Here is a 13988-nt window from a genome sequence, read left to right as displayed (position 1 = left end):
CGCATCTATTTCGGCCATTCCTTATAGCCATCCGGCCACAAATCCGCACCAGCCATCGCCTTCCGGTATCCGTCTGCAAACCAACCCGTTCGCTTGGTGTACCCGTTGCTGACGGTGAAGACGTAGGCATCCGCCAATTGGATCATTCGGGAGTGGTGCGACCGGCAGAAGTGCACAGAATCCACGATCCGAGTGATGAGCTTTCCGTACTTCGAATTTGTACCCCGCGTCCGATAGCGGGAGAATTCTGAGACCATGTTTCTGGCCTGCTGGTCGTCAAGATCGCCTATCAGGATTGCGGAGCCGCCCTTGCCTATCACGTTGTCCACACGCTCAACGAAGTGCATGAACGCGTGTTCGGCGGCATTAGTGCCAGCGTAGAGCTTGTCGGTGTTGATGCAGGCATAGACCTTCTTGATGGCCTCCCTGTCTGACAAAATCTGGCCGAGGCGTTCGAAAACGTAAAGCCGCTTCTCCGGCTCCATTGTTTTGAAGCCGCCCTTCTTGCTGTAAATGAAGGTGCTGTGGAATTCCGTGTCGGCGGTGAGGTCGGAGGTGCCGAAGACCTCCAGGGACAGCTCGGTCAACTGGGCCTCGATCGCGGCGATGCTGCTCATGGCCACGACAATACCACCGACGATCTATCGGTGCTGGCCTTCCTTTTCGTTCGGCTTAACCTCGTCGAAATATGCGACGTACATTTGCCTAGCCCGCCAAGTGGGGCGAGACTATTACAGACGGTGTCGTGGCATGCAAATGGCACGCGCGAGGGGCGCCCTACAGCACCTTCATACCCCTGCGTGCCATTTCGTAATCACATCCGATACGCAATCGTATCGTTCCAGAAGCGATCCAACCGCTGCAGGGCGCGGTTCATCTGCTTGAATTCTTCCGTGTTGATGCCGCCGACCTGCTCGATCGAGCCGACATGGCGCTCGTAGAGGCCGCCGACGACTTCCGCCACCTCGCTGCCCTTCGGCGTCAGCGAGACCCGCACCGAACGGCGATCGATGCGCGAGCGCTGGTGGTTGATGAAGCCGAGATCGACCAGCTTCTTCAGATTGTAGGAGACGTTCGAGCCGAGATAGTAGCCGCGCGAGCGCAGCTCGCCGGCGGTCAGCTCCGAATTGCCGATGTTGAAGAGCAGCAGCGCCTGGATGGCGTTGATGTCGGAACGGCCGTTGCGGTCGAATTCGTCCTTGATCACGTCAAGCAGACGGCGGTGCAGGCGCTCCACCAGCTGCAGCGATTCCATGTACAGCGAACGGATCGCCTCGCGGCGGTCATCGGATACGTTGGCGGTCTTCGCCGCCGGACGGGAATTGATCATTGCCTTTGCCTCTCGTTTGTCGCCTGGTGATTTTTTGTTTTTCACCTTGATCGCGACACTATCGAATACTCATAAAATTCGACTTAAACGCTAGGGCTAACAAGAGCTTACCGGTAAGAGGTTTCGAAAGAGGCTTAACGAAGGGTCACCCGAACAAGGATGATTAACCTAAAGATTTAGCCAATGGTTCCGGGCGGAAATTTGAGCGTCCAATGGGACGCGCGGCGCTATTCTTGTTGAGCATCGGTCCGATGCTCTATTGCCGGGTCTGGCGCTTCTGCATCCAGATCACCACGCGAAAGACGATGTAGAGCAGCGCCACCGCCGCATGCGAGGCGACGATCAGCAGGCGGTGGCCGAAGAGCTCGGGAAAGCCGGCATACATGACGGTCTCGGTCACCGCGCAGATCACCCAGATCACCGGCCCCCAGGAGGCCAGCATCCACAGGCCGGCGGCAGCGAAGGGAAAGAAGACGGCGAGCATCACCGCCGCCACCTGCCAATGCACCGGCATCAGGTCGAAGCGCCACAACGGGCCGGGGTAGAAGCCGATCAGCCGGATCCAGTACAAAATCCCGAACAACAGGCAGTAGCCGGATACGACGCGCTGGAACCAGGCGAAGATGATCTCGATCGTCGAGGGCTGGAGCACGACGCGTCTCGACGTGGCGTCGCTCACAGTTCGAGTTCCCGTTCGCCGAGCGGCGCGAAATAGGCGTCGACATCGGCAGCGCTGATCATATCGATGCCTGCCGGCCGCCAGAGCGGTGTCGAGCCCTTGTCGATGATAGCGGCGCGAATGCCTTCGTAGAAATCATGGCCGGCAAGCATGCGGTTGAGGATACGGAACTCCATACGCATGCACTCGTCCATCGACAGCGTCAGCCCGGCGCTGATCTCACGCCAGGCGACATGCAGGCTAGTCGGCGAGCGGGTGCGGATCGTCGCCAGCGTCTTGGCCGCGAACGCATCGGTTTGAGCAGCTCGTTCCAGGCTACCGATGACGTCACCCAGCGACGGTTGCGCGAAATGGCGGGCGATCGCTTCCAGCGTCGGCCTGTCCGTCTCGCGCCGCGCCGGGACGAAGAAACCGCGCAGCACCGATTCCGGATCGCCGCTCGCCGCCAGCCGATCGAGAAAGCCGGCCTGATCCTCCGCCTTGATCGTATGCGTCGCCAGGCCCGACCACAAAGCATCGCCATAGCGGATGCGGTTTCCGGTCAGGGCCAGATACATGCCGAAGCTGCCGCCAAGGTCCGGCAGGAGATGACTGGCGCCGACATCTGGGAAAAAGCCGATGCCGACTTCCGGCATGGCGAATTGAGCGTTCTCGGTCATCACGCGCTGCGAGCCGTGAAACGAGATGCCGACGCCGCCGCCCATGACGATGCCGTCGATCAGCGCGACATAGGGTTTCTTGAACCGCGCGATGCGGGCGTTCAGCCGGTATTCGTCGGCGAAGAAATCGACCGGCGGCTTTCCCGCCCGGCCGGCCTCGTAGACGTGGAGGATGTCGCCGCCGGCCGAAAACGCCCTGCCCTCGGCCTTGACGACGACGACATCGATTTCATGATCCCGCTCCCAGGCGCGCAGCGCCTTGTCGAGCGCCTTGACCATGCGATGGGTGACGGCATTGAGCGCCTGCGGCCGCGTCAGCGTGACGACGCCAGCCTTGCCCAATCGTTCGAAGCGGATCTCGTCGCCGCCGCCAAAATCCATCGCGATAGAATCCCTCCCCCGCGCCGCCGGGACTGAAGTGCTAAAGCGTGGCGCATGGGTGCGTCAATGCCAACGGTGCAATCCTGCCGCCTTGGTCGCCGCCGGCGCCCGATGCTAGAATTGACTATCTTGATGACGGGCTTTCCAACCGGACGTTGAACCATGCCTGGATTTTTGCGTCTTGCCCTTGCGGCGATCGGCCTGATGGTATGCGCGACTGCCCATCCTGCATCCGCCAATGACGACCTTTATAGCGCGCGGACCATCGTGACCGGCCAAGGCGAGCAGAACCGCCAGATCGGTTTTAAGGCTTGCCTGGATGCGGTTCTGGTCAGGGTCTCCGGCGATCAGCGGCTGCCGAAAAAGCCTGAGATGGCGGCACTGCGCGACAAGGCTGGCAGCTTCGTTGCCGAATTCCGCTACCGCGACCGGATGGAAGGCATTCCGATCCACGACGAACAGGGCACGCATGACCGGCCGCACGATCTTACTTGCCTCTACAAACCCGCCGTGATCGACCCGGTGCTGGCATCGCTCGGCAGCCGGCCGTGGCTTGCCGAGCGGCCGCAGCTGGCGATCTTTCTGGCAACGGAGCGAGGCGCCAGGCATTTCGCGCTGACCGCAGACGATGAGCGCGGCGCACCGATGCGCGAATCATTCGTGAATGCTGCCGACCCGCTGGCGATGCGGATCGCATTTCCCGAGGCGTCACACCTCTCCGAATCCGGGCTTGACGACAAGGCGCTGCACGAGACGGACATGGCGGCTCTGGATAAGGCCGCCAAACAGGTCGGCGCCGACCAGGCGCTTGCCGGTAGCATCGTCTGGAGCGACAAAGAATTGGGCTGGATCGCCGACTGGCGGCTTGCCACGGGCGGCAAGACCTATCACTGGCAAGTGCGCGGCGTCAGTTTCGACGAGGCGTTCCGCGTCGCCATGCGGGGTGCGGTGCAGGTCCTGTCCGGCAACGGTCAGCCGGATTAGGTATACCGATATCCAGGCGATGCCAGCCTGGCACAATCGTGTCGCATTGGTCAGCGGCGGAGGCTCGTGGTAAAAGCCGCCGATCCGGAGTTTTGGCGATGAACAAATTCACCCCAGCAAAGCCTGCCGGCGCGCGCAGCGTCGACGAGATCACCGGCAGCCGCCGTTTGCGCCGCATGCGCAAGGCCGACTGGTCGCGCCGCCTTGTGCAGGAGAACCGGCTCTCCGTCGACGACCTGATCTGGCCGATCTTCGTCGTCGATGGGAAAAATATCCGCGAACCGATCGCCGCCATGCCCGGCGTCTTCCGCCTGTCGCTCGACCTTGCCGTCAAGGAGGCCGAGCGCGCGGCAAAGCTCGGCATTCCGGCGATCGCAACCTTCCCCAATGTCGAGCTCGGCCTGCGCGACCAGACCGGCTCGCACATCCTCGATCCGGAAAACGTCATCAACCGCGCTACGCGCGCCATCAAGCACGCGGTGCCCGAAATCGGCATCATCACCGACGCGGCGCTCGATCCCTTCACCTCGCACGGCCATGACGGCATCTTGCGCGACGGCATCATCGTCAACGATGAGACGGTGGAACAGGTGACGGCGGCGGCCGTCATCCAGGCGGCGGCCGGCGCCGACATCATCGCGCCCTCCGACATGATGGATGGCCGCATCGGCGCCATCCGCGATGCGCTCGACGCCAATGGTTTTCAGGATGTGGCGATCATGTCCTACGCGACGAAATTCGCCTCCGCCTTCTACGGACCCTATCGCGAGGCGGTCGGCACCGCCGGCCTGCTCAAGGGCGACAAGAAGACCTATTATCTCGATCACGCCAATTCCGACGAGGCCGTGCGCGAGGCCGAGCAGGATCTCGCCGAGGGCGCCGACATGCTGATGGTCAAGCCCGGCCTGCCCTATCTCGACATCATTCGCAGGCTGAAGGACGAATTCCGGATGCCGACCTTCGCCTATCAGGTGTCGGGCGAATATTCGATGATCAAGGCGGCTGCCGCCAATGGCTGGATCGACGGCGACAAGGCGATGCTGGAATCGCTCCTCGCCTTCAAGCGCGCCGGCTGCGACGGGATCCTCACCTATTTCGCGCCCGAAGTGGCGGCGATGCTGAAGGGGTAGGTACTCGCAATCATCACCACACGCGACAGCCTTCATCCTATGTTGAAGGCCGAGATCAAACAGTCGGCCGTGCGCATAGCCAGAAGATGACGGTTGCGGCGATGCAGATCGCCTAACTGAATCTGATCTGCAGCCCTTGGAAATCCCTCCGATTCAAGACAATCATCCCACTCTAGCTTTTTGGGAGACTCTGATGGAAAGCCACGAGCCGTTTTTACGCGAGGCAATTGCGCTCTCGAAATCCGCAATGGAACGCGGCGACGAACCGTTTGGCTCGGTGCTGGTGAAGGACGGCGAAGTAATCCTGCGCGCCGAAAACAGCGTCTTCACCGGCCACGATATGACGAACCACGCCGAGATGAACCTGGTTAAACTAGCGGCGCAGCACTACGACGCTGCTTTTCTCGCTGACTGCACGCTCTACACCAGCACCGAGCCGTGCGCGATGTGCTCCGGGGCGATTTACTGGTCGGGCGTCGGGCGTATGGTGTTTGCGTGCTCCGAAGCGCGGCTGGGCGAGATCGCTGGGATCGGGTTGAACGTGCCGAGCCGGGCGGTGTTGCAGACCGGCGCGCGCATCGTCACTGTGGTTGGCCCGACGAACCTCGAAGACGAAGCCGCCGAAGTCCACCAGGAATTCTGGCCAAAGCATCTGGGCAAGGCTTAGAGCCTCGGCTCAGGACGCTCTGATTAGAGCGAGAAGATGACGGTTGCGGCGATGCAGATCGCCGAGAAGAAGGTATGCGCGCATCGGTCGTATCGGGTTGCAATGCGCCGCCGGTCTCTGAGCTTGGCGAAGAGGTTCTCGACCTTGTGGCGCTGGCGATAGAGTGCCCTGTCGTAGGGATATGGGACTTTCCGACTTCGGCTCGACGGGATGCTAAGGCTCGATGCCTTTGTTCCACAAAGCCTCGCGAAATGGCGCTGTCATAACCGCGATCCGCAATCAGGGCTTTGGCAGGGCGGCAGGGCATCGAGAACCATGCGTGCCCCTTTGTGGCCGCTCATCTGCCCCCGTAGGCCTGCAGCGCATCCTTCCATTGCAGGCCATGCTTGATGACGTAAACGCATCCTCGAGGCATCGCGGCGCAAGCAACTGCTGCTGCAACCACCCGTCTTGGCTGCGGTCCTGACGCGGCTGGCCCAAACAAGCCGCTCATCGCTCGGCGGAGATTTTAAAATACCGCTTGCAAAATGCAATCAGTATAGCTAAAAACAACTGCTTGCATTTCACAACTGGTCTCGAGGGAGGTACTCATGTCCAAGCTTCGCGTCAACGCTTTCACCCTGTCAATCGACGGCTATGGCGCCGGTCCCGACCAGGACCTGAAAGAGCCGCTGGGCGTAGGTGGGGAAGCCCTGCACAACTGGATGTTCGGCACCCGGACCTTCCGCAACATGTCTGGCGACGATCGCGGGACCACAGACACGGACGACGGGTTCGTGGCGCGCAGCTTCGAAAATGTTGGGGCGTGGATAATGGGCCGCAACATGTTCGGGCCGATCCGCGGCGAGTGGCCGGATGAAAGCTGGAAAGGCTGGTGGGGAGACAATCCACCCTACCATGTGCCGGTCTTCGTGCTCACCCACCATCCGCGGAATCCCATCGTCATGGCGGGCGGCACGACCTTCTATTTTGTGACCGACGGTATCCACTCAGCGCTGGAAAAGGCGAAAGCAGCGGCTGATGGCAAGGATGTCCGGCTCGGCGGTGGTGTCGCCACGATCCGGCAATATCTCAGGGAAAAGCTCATCGACGACATGCATCTGGCGATATCGCCGATGCTGCTCGGCTCCGGCGAGAACCTTTTTGCCGGCATCGACATGCTCAAGCTCGGCTACCGGTGCAGCGAGCAGGTCGCGACGCCGAATGCCACGCACGTCATCATCAAGCGCGCGTAGTCTCACTGAGGCGCAGCCCTCTGCGCCGCGATCCTTCGCGCCCCCTCTGTCCTGCCGGACATCTCCCCCACACGGGGGGAGATCGGATGTCGCGCCGGCTTTCGCCAATCATCAGCGTTGCAAGATTGGCACCGTCGGCGACGCTGCCAATCTCCCCCCTCGTGGGGGAGATGTCCGGCAGGACAGAGGGGGGCGCGAAGGAATGCCGCCCGTCCGGGTCTTTAGCAGTCCCAGATGATCAATACTTCTCCGGCACATACAGCTCACGCGGCAGCACCTGGCGCTCGTATTCGGGATTGAAGACGCGGTCGGGCAGCGTGATCTCTTCGTGCGGCACCTCCTCATAAGGCATCTGCTTGAGGAGATGATCGATGCAGTTCAGCCGCGCCCGCTTCTTGTCGTTACCCTCGACGATGAACCAAGGAGCTTCGGGAATGTTGGTGCGGGCGAACGTTTCTTCCTTGGCCTTGGTGTACTGCTCCCAGCGCACGCGCGACTGCAGGTCCATCGGCGAGAGCTTCCACTGCTTCATCGGATCATGGATGCGCATCTGGAAGCGCATCTGCTGCTCCTCGTCGGTGATGGAGAACCAGTATTTGACCAGCGTGACGCCGGAACGGACGAGCATGCGCTCGAACTCCGGCACGTCGCGGAAGAACTCCTCGACCTGATCCGGTTCGGCAAATCCCATCACCCTTTCGACGCCGGAGCGGTTGTACCATGAGCGGTCGAACAGCACGATCTCGCCGCCTGCCGGCAGATGCGGGACGTAGCGCTGGAAATACCATTGCGATTTCTCGCGCTCGGTCGGTGCCGGCAGTGCTACGACGCGGCAGATGCGCGGATTGAGCCGCTGGGTGATGCGCTTGATGACGCCACCCTTGCCGGCCGAGTCGCGGCCCTCGAAAACCACCACCAGCTTCTTCTTGTGGTAAGCCACCCAGGACTGCAGCTTGATCAATTCGGATTGCAGCGTGATCAGGTCGCGAAAATACTGCATGCGATCCATCGAGGGCGGATGCGCGTTCTTGTAGATCTTGGCGATTTCCAGCGACAGCGCGGGTTCCGACATTTCCAGCTCGTAGTCTTCGTCGAGCGTGTCGGCTAGCTCCGCTTCCAGCCAATCCCTGGCAGGAGAATTCTGTTTTGCTTCGGTCATTTATGCTGCTCCGCGTGCACGCCCGTGTCGGCGTCCGGCCTGCCGGCCGAGATCGAACACCTTGAGCCGACTTGCATACAGGCCGGCAATGACGGTTTTATTGCAGCCGGCTCGTGCGCCGGTCACCCAAATCCGTAAGATGTGATCGATCCGCCCTCCATGGGATGGGCGACAAGCCGCGCGACTTGTCCTACAAATGCCAGGCTCCTTCGGGCAGCCTTCGAAGCACCGCCTTCTCAACGCAATTGCGAGGATCTGACATGGAGAACCGCACTCTCGGCCGTTCCGGGCTGAAGGTTTCGACGCTCACCATGGGCACCATGACTTTTGGCGGCGCCGGCGCATTTTCGGCGGTCGGCAAGACCGATCTCGACGAGGCGCGCCGGATGATCGACCTCTGCATCGATTCCGGCATCAATCTCATCGACACCGCCAATGTCTATTCGAACGGGCTTTCGGAGGAGATCATCGGCGAAGCGCTCGGCGGCAAACGCAAGGGCGATGTGCTGATCGCCTCCAAGGCGCGCATGCGGATCGGCGATGGCCCCAACGACGAAGGGCTGTCGCGCTACCATCTGATCCGCGAGTGCGAGAAAAGCCTGAAGCGCCTCAGGACCGATGTCATCGACATCTATTTCCTGCACGAATGGGACGGCACGACGCCGCTCGAGGAAACCATCGCCGCGCTCGACACGCTCGTCAGCCAGGGCAAGGTCCGCTATGTCGGCTGTTCCAACTATTCCGGCTGGCAAGTGATGAAGGCACTGGGGATCAGCGATCGCCAGCACCAGCCGCGCTTCGTCACCCAGCAGATCCACTACACGCTGGAAGCGCGCGAAGCCGAATATGAATTGTTGCCGATCTCGGTCGACCAGGGGCTTGGCGTGCTGGTGTGGAGCCCGCTTGCCGGTGGATTGCTGTCCGGCAAATATCACCGCGATCAGGCCACCTCCCGTCAGCTCAGCGGCTGGAAGGAACCGCCGATCCGCGACGAGGACCGGCTGTGGCGGATCGTCGACGTGCTTGCCAATATCGGCAAGAACCATGGCGTGTCGGCAGCGCAGGTGGCGCTTGCCTGGCTGCTCGGCCGGCCGGCCATCAGCTCGCTGGTGATCGGCGGCCGGACCGAAGCGCAGTTCAAGGACAATATCTCTGCCGCCAGCCTAGCTCTGACCAGCGATGAGCGCGCACGCCTGGACGCTGTGAGCAGGCCTCCTGTTCTCTACCCCTATTGGCACCAGCAGTTCACCGCAAAAGACCGGTTCGGTCCGGCCGATCTGGTCCTCGACCGGGATGCTATCTGACAGGGTCCGGATCAGGTCGAAGATCGCCGCGGGCTAGCCCGAGATAAAACGCCAGACCTCCGGGTCGGGCTCGATCTGGCCGCTGAGCACGAAATATTTGTAGAGCACGAGCAAGCAGATCGCCTGCTCGGCCCGCTCATCGGCGAACTTGCGGCAATAGGCGTTGGCCGCGGCAACGATGCGTTCGGCCTCAGGCGGATGCTTCTCGAGGTGCTGCACCCGCTCGGCGAGGTCCGAGAAATCCGGTTCGAGCGGCACATAGTGGACACCAGCCACGAGTTCGCTTTCGCCGAACCATGTCTCGTATGTCGGCGGCGGCATCAGGCACAGCGAATTCGAACTCATGATCCATTTGAGGTTGGTCGCCACATCGTTGCCCTCGAGCGAAATGATGTAGCGGTAGCGCCGCTGCTGATCGATGCTCAGATAAGGCTTGCGATATTCCGGCGCTGCCGTCGGTTTGGGCGTGCCGACATCGCAAAAGGGCAGATCGCGCGCGGCCTCCAGAAGCAAGGTCCGTATCGGATTGTTGAGCTCGCCGCGCCAGACGGCGACCGGAAGCTTGTCCGCGAAGGCAACATCGTCGGCGGGCATGTGGAAGTGGCGGAACTTGTTGAGCTTGAACAGGACCCCGTTCCTGTTGTCGCCGGCGATCGGCCGATCCTTGACGATCGACGGCATCGCAGGCACCTCGATGACGTCGCCGAATTCGAGGTCGATGCGCAAATCGGGATCGAAATAGCGGGTGAATTCCTTCAGGTCGTAGTAATACATGCTCCGGTCTGTCGGCAGCCGGCTGACCGGCACGGCATCGGCGCTCGGCGCGAAAGCGTCCTGCAGCCTGTTGTAATAGTTGAGACGCGCGCGGATCGACCCGTCCGAAAGCCTGGCCCGATCGAGCAGCCCGGCGAGCCTGCGGCGGAACAGCGCCTGCGGCGCGATATCGCGCATGGCATTGCGCGCATAGTAGAATAGCTTCTGTGCGTTTCTTTGAAGCGTGGCCATCGGTCACTTGGTAAAAACAGGTGAGCTTGTTATTTGTACCCCGGTCTCTCCTACACCATTGTGCCAGCCATCTTGCAAGCCCGGAACCGCGTGCAGCCGGCTTGCCGGCTATGTATGGAGCCGATCGGCCTTTGCGGTGTTGTGTTTGCAGCCCAATGCTCCTAGGCAGGGCTAACAACCTTCAGCATTGCGAAAGGAAGAGATATGGCGCGAGCACCGAATTACGGCCAAGAACGCAAGGAACGCGACCGGCAGAAGGCCGCCAAGAAGGCGGAAAAGCAGGCGGCCAAGGTCGCAGCCAAGGAACGTTCGAAGCCCGAGGACGAGACCACCTCCGAGACCGAAACGGAAACGGCAGAGTAAAACGCATCCGGCCCGCGAGGCGGATCGGATTTGGCCTAGGAATCCCGCTGCGTCTTCAGGCCGGCGCCTTGTCGCTGACGAAAACGTTCACTTCGCGCGCGGCGGCTATGAAGGCGCGCCTCGCGATCATGGCCGGTTTGTCGCCGGCCAACGCATCATGGCAGGCCTGCAGCGCTTCGCGATGCTTTGGACTGCGCTTGCCGGGCCAGTTGTTGAGGAGGTAATCGGAAGCCTCGCGGGCCGTACGCAAGAGCTGAGTGGTTCCCTCCGCGCCCGACTTGACGGTCACGGGTGTTTCAAATCGGTTGTTTTCCATCGCCGCTCTTACGCCATCGGCGCCCGCGAAGCGAGGGCGAAAGTGGTTGCCTCGGCAATCAGGCCGCGACGACGGCAAATCCCCTGGCACGCAGGCCGCGCCGGTCGTTGTGCAGCGATGTCACCAGCCGGTCGCGGCTGCCGACGATATGGGCCGAAAGCCGACGTGCCGCCTCATCGGCTTCGCCAGCCCGCACCGCTGCCAGAATGGCATGGTGCTCGGCCCAGGCGCGGCCGAGTGCCGCCTCGTCGCGCACCTCCAGCCAGCGGGCGCGCGACAGGCGCGTCATGGCATCACGGACCGCCCTGAACAGGAACTCATTGCCGGACAGGCGTGCCAGCTCGATGTGAAAATCCATGCCGACGCGGTGCCATTCCTCGCGCGGGGTGCCGGCGTCGCAGGAGTCCAGCATCGCCTCGATGACGTCGACAGCGCTCCTGTCCTCCAAGGCACAAGTCAGCTTGACCGCCGCGACCTCGACCGTCTCGCGGTAGACGGCGATCTGCTCGAGCTCGGCGAGATTGATGGGTGAAACCGTCCAGCCACGCCCGTCGCGGCAGACCAGGCCTTCCGTCTCGAGCCGCAGCAATGCTGCCCTGACCGGCGTGCGCGAGGCGCCGAAGCGGCTTTCGATCCAGCGTTCCGTCAGCCGCTCGCCCGGACCGACCTCGAGGCCGAGGATCATCTCGCGAAGCCCAATTTCGACATTCTGCATCTGCGACATTGCGGTTTCCGATTTCTGGCCGTTTTTGCTGGCGATCGGCTCGCCTACCATCGTTTGCCGGTCACGTTTGAGAGGGCCGCATTGACAGCGGCCGGGCTTGCGTCCATGACGGATACCAGCTTGGTATCCCAAAATGGTATCCGCAGCAAGTCGTCGACTGGCTTCCCGGATAGGACATGACATGCCGCAACACAGCATCCCTGCCCAGCAAGGCACCCACAACATCCACTGGCGGCGCAATCTCGCCGTGTGCTTTGCCGGCTCGTTCAGCACGCTTGTCGCGATGACGCTGCTGTTGCCTTTCCTGCCGCTCTATGTCGAGCAGCTGGGCGCCGAGGGGCACGCAGCTATTGTGCAGTGGTCCGGCGTCGCCTATGGCGCCACTTTCTTCGCCGCCGCGCTGGTGGCGCCGCTGTGGGGACGGCTGGGCGACCGCTACGGTCGCAAGCTGATGCTGGTGCGCGCCAGTTTCGGCATGGCCGTCTGCATGTCGCTGACCGGCATGGTGGAAACTGTCTGGCAATTGGTGCTGCTGCGCCTGCTGATCGGCTTCGCCGGCGGCTATTCCTCAGGCTCGACCATCCTGGTGGCTATGCAGACGCCGAAGGACCGGTCCGGCTGGGCGCTCGGCGTGCTGTCGGCCGGAATCACCGCCGGCGCTCTCGTCGGCCCGCTGCTCGGCGGTGCGCTGCCGCCCCTGATCGGCATCCGCGCCACCTTCCTGCTCGCCGGCGGCGTCATTTTCCTGGCGTTCCTGGCAACGACTTTTCTCATCAAGGAGAATCCTCGCCCGACAGCCGACAAGGCAGCATCGACTGAGAAGCAGAAAGGCGGCTGGTCGCAAATCGAGGACAAGCGCCCCGTCGTCGCCATGCTGGTGACCGGCATGCTGTTGAGTTTCGCCACGATGTCGATCGAGCCGATCATCACGGTCTACGTCCAGCAGCTCATCGAGGACCAAAGCCTGCTAACGCTGACCTCCGGCGTCGTCATGTCGGCGGCGGCACTCGGCGCCATCCTGTCGGCCTCGCGTCTCGGCAAGCTCGCCGACCGCGTCGGCCACTGGAACGTCATCATCGGGGCGCTTGCCGTCTCGGCGCTGCTGCTGATCCCGCAAGCCTTCGTCACGCAGGGCTGGCAGCTCGTCGGCCTGCGTTTCCTGATGGGGCTAGCGCTTGGCGGTCTCCTGCCCTGCATCACCAGCGTCATCCGGCACAATGTTCCGGACGGCGTCGGCGGCAATGTGCTCGGCCTATCGATTTCGGCGCAATATGTCGGACAGGTCGCCGGGCCGCTGCTCGGCGGCTTCGTCGGCGGTCATTTCGGCATGCGCGCGGTGTTTCTCGGCACGTCCGTGCTGCTGGCGGGCGGAGCGGTGTATAACTGGCTGGTCCAGTCGCGCCGCGCGCGCGACATGCTGGTGCAGGCTGGAAAGTCGTGACACCGTTTGCGGGCCATCATTACTCCACGGAGACCAGAGACATGAGCACGGCCGAGCAACCAATAAGCGGCAGCGGCCGCATCCTCGTCTTCGTCGGCGGCCTGTGCGGCGCGGCCGGCGTGGCGCTGTCCGCCGCGGCGGCGCATCTGGGCGGCGCTTTCGTCGGAACGGTTGCGTCCTTCCTGCTCATGCATGCGCCGGTCTTTCTTGCAATCGGTCTCGTCGGCGCAAACCGTATCCTGCGAATCGCAAGCCTCATCCTTCTCGTCGGGCTTGTATTGTTCTGCGGCGATCTCCTCGCCCGTGACTTCCTCGGCTCGCGGCTTTTTCCGATGTCGGCGCCGATCGGCGGCACCTTGCTCATCGCCGGCTGGCTGGCGATTGCGGCCTCGGCGCTGGTGCGCCCGCGCTCATGAGTCAGACGATGGCAAATCCTGCCGGCGTTCGGGCCGGACCGGCAGGTCGCGATTGCGTGCGGCCGGCTTGGTCAGGCGGCGCCGCTCCGGCCGATCCGTGGCCGGCGAGATGCCCCAATAGTTGCGATAGATATCTTCGAACAGGTGCTTGATCGGATGCATGGCAAGGCTCCCTTTTCCAATTTGAATCGATCC

General features: G+C 62.3%; 18 protein-coding genes. 8 read left to right on the top strand and 10 right to left on the bottom strand.

What is annotated here, in order from left to right:
- Positions 1-5: 5 nt before the first annotated feature.
- The 4 genes from CIT25_RS17360 to CIT25_RS17345 all read right to left on the bottom strand — a co-directional run bounded on the left by CIT25_RS17360 (position 6) and on the right by CIT25_RS17345 (position 3049).
- Positions 6-617, bottom strand: coding sequence for a DUF3800 domain-containing protein (locus CIT25_RS17360; RefSeq protein WP_095485757.1), 612 nt, complete (start codon positions 615-617; stop codon positions 6-8).
- 197 nt (positions 618-814) lie between these two features.
- Positions 815-1330 (bottom strand): transcriptional regulator LdtR, encoded by a 516-nt coding sequence (gene ldtR / locus CIT25_RS17355; protein WP_095485756.1) that lies wholly within the window; start codon positions 1328-1330, stop codon positions 815-817.
- A 256-nt stretch (positions 1331-1586) separates the two neighbouring features.
- The gene (locus CIT25_RS17350) at positions 1587-2009 is read right to left on the bottom strand and encodes a DUF6163 family protein (RefSeq protein WP_095485755.1); all 423 of its coding nucleotides are present in this window, start codon (positions 2007-2009) and stop codon (positions 1587-1589) included.
- Positions 2006-3049 carry an enoyl-CoA hydratase/isomerase family protein gene (locus tag CIT25_RS17345; RefSeq protein ID WP_095485754.1) on the bottom strand — a complete coding sequence of 348 codons (1044 nt, stop codon included), beginning with the start codon at positions 3047-3049 and terminating at the stop codon, positions 2006-2008. Before CIT25_RS17345 ends, CIT25_RS17350 begins: the two co-directional genes overlap by 4 nt.
- Before the next feature lie 162 nt (positions 3050-3211).
- Between CIT25_RS17345 and CIT25_RS17340 the strand changes: the two genes are divergently transcribed.
- The 3 genes from CIT25_RS17340 (at position 3212) to CIT25_RS17330 (ending at position 5830) form a co-directional block, all read left to right on the top strand.
- Positions 3212-4033, top strand: coding sequence for a DUF2066 domain-containing protein (locus CIT25_RS17340; RefSeq protein ID WP_095485753.1), 822 nt, complete (start codon positions 3212-3214; stop codon positions 4031-4033).
- A gap of 98 nt (positions 4034-4131) precedes the next feature.
- Positions 4132-5163, top strand: a complete 1032-nt coding sequence (hemB, locus tag CIT25_RS17335; protein WP_095485752.1) for a porphobilinogen synthase — start codon at positions 4132-4134, stop codon at positions 5161-5163.
- Between the two features lie 193 nt (positions 5164-5356).
- A complete protein-coding gene (locus CIT25_RS17330) occupies positions 5357-5830 on the top strand; it encodes a nucleoside deaminase (RefSeq protein ID WP_095485751.1) in 474 nt (157 codons plus the stop codon).
- Between the two features lie 23 nt (positions 5831-5853).
- On the opposite strand, the gene CIT25_RS38465 is transcribed toward CIT25_RS17330, so the two are convergent.
- Positions 5854-6042: a transposase gene (locus CIT25_RS38465; RefSeq protein ID WP_095485842.1), complete on the bottom strand. Its 189-nt coding sequence runs from the start codon at positions 6040-6042 to the stop codon at positions 5854-5856.
- Between the two features lie 378 nt (positions 6043-6420).
- On the opposite strand from CIT25_RS38465, the gene CIT25_RS17320 reads away from it, so the two are divergent.
- The gene (locus tag CIT25_RS17320) at positions 6421-7065 is read left to right on the top strand and encodes a dihydrofolate reductase family protein (protein WP_095485750.1); all 645 of its coding nucleotides are present in this window, start codon (positions 6421-6423) and stop codon (positions 7063-7065) included.
- Positions 7066-7303: 238 nt separating this feature from the next.
- Here the strand turns inward: CIT25_RS17320 and ppk2 are convergent, their stop codons facing one another.
- The gene (gene ppk2 / locus CIT25_RS17310; RefSeq protein WP_095485749.1) at positions 7304-8224 is read right to left on the bottom strand and encodes a polyphosphate kinase 2; all 921 of its coding nucleotides are present in this window, start codon (positions 8222-8224) and stop codon (positions 7304-7306) included.
- A gap of 260 nt (positions 8225-8484) precedes the next feature.
- Here ppk2 and CIT25_RS17305 point away from each other — a divergent pair, with 260 nt between their 5' ends.
- Positions 8485-9528: an aldo/keto reductase gene (locus tag CIT25_RS17305; protein ID WP_095485841.1), complete on the top strand. Its 1044-nt coding sequence runs from the start codon at positions 8485-8487 to the stop codon at positions 9526-9528.
- Positions 9529-9561: 33 nt separating this feature from the next.
- Here CIT25_RS17305 and CIT25_RS17300 read toward each other — a convergent pair whose 3' ends face one another.
- On the bottom strand, positions 9562-10533 hold the full coding sequence (locus CIT25_RS17300) for a glycosyl transferase family 90 (RefSeq protein ID WP_095485748.1): 972 nt from the start codon (positions 10531-10533) through the stop codon (positions 9562-9564).
- Positions 10534-10737: 204 nt separating this feature from the next.
- Here CIT25_RS17300 and CIT25_RS17295 point away from each other — a divergent pair, with 204 nt between their 5' ends.
- A complete protein-coding gene (locus CIT25_RS17295) occupies positions 10738-10896 on the top strand; it encodes a hypothetical protein (protein WP_023798419.1) in 159 nt (52 codons plus the stop codon).
- A gap of 55 nt (positions 10897-10951) precedes the next feature.
- On the opposite strand, the gene CIT25_RS17290 is transcribed toward CIT25_RS17295, so the two are convergent.
- Both CIT25_RS17290 and CIT25_RS17285 read right to left on the bottom strand, forming a co-directional pair.
- Positions 10952-11185 carry a DUF982 domain-containing protein gene (locus CIT25_RS17290; protein ID WP_245329884.1) on the bottom strand — a complete coding sequence of 78 codons (234 nt, stop codon included), beginning with the start codon at positions 11183-11185 and terminating at the stop codon, positions 10952-10954.
- 85 nt (positions 11186-11270) lie between these two features.
- Positions 11271-11936, bottom strand: coding sequence for a GntR family transcriptional regulator (locus CIT25_RS17285; protein WP_095485840.1), 666 nt, complete (start codon positions 11934-11936; stop codon positions 11271-11273).
- Positions 11937-12117: 181 nt separating this feature from the next.
- Between CIT25_RS17285 and CIT25_RS17280 the strand changes: the two genes are divergently transcribed.
- Both CIT25_RS17280 and CIT25_RS17275 read left to right on the top strand, forming a co-directional pair.
- Entirely contained in the window at positions 12118-13377 is a 1260-nt protein-coding gene (locus CIT25_RS17280) for a multidrug efflux MFS transporter (protein ID WP_095485746.1), read from the top strand.
- A 41-nt stretch (positions 13378-13418) separates the two neighbouring features.
- On the top strand, positions 13419-13793 hold the full coding sequence (locus tag CIT25_RS17275; protein ID WP_095485745.1) for a DUF423 domain-containing protein: 375 nt from the start codon (positions 13419-13421) through the stop codon (positions 13791-13793).
- Here CIT25_RS17275 and CIT25_RS36870 read toward each other — a convergent pair.
- Positions 13788-13955 carry a hypothetical protein gene (locus tag CIT25_RS36870; protein WP_095485744.1) on the bottom strand — a complete coding sequence of 56 codons (168 nt, stop codon included), beginning with the start codon at positions 13953-13955 and terminating at the stop codon, positions 13788-13790. The genes CIT25_RS17275 and CIT25_RS36870 overlap by 6 nt on opposite strands.
- Positions 13956-13988: the final 33 nt, after the last annotated feature.

It is taken from the genome of Mesorhizobium mediterraneum (genome assembly GCF_002284565.1).
In the GTDB taxonomy this organism is placed as follows: domain Bacteria; phylum Pseudomonadota; class Alphaproteobacteria; order Rhizobiales; family Rhizobiaceae; genus Mesorhizobium; species Mesorhizobium mediterraneum.
This window is presented reverse-complemented; position numbering and strand designations above follow the sequence as displayed.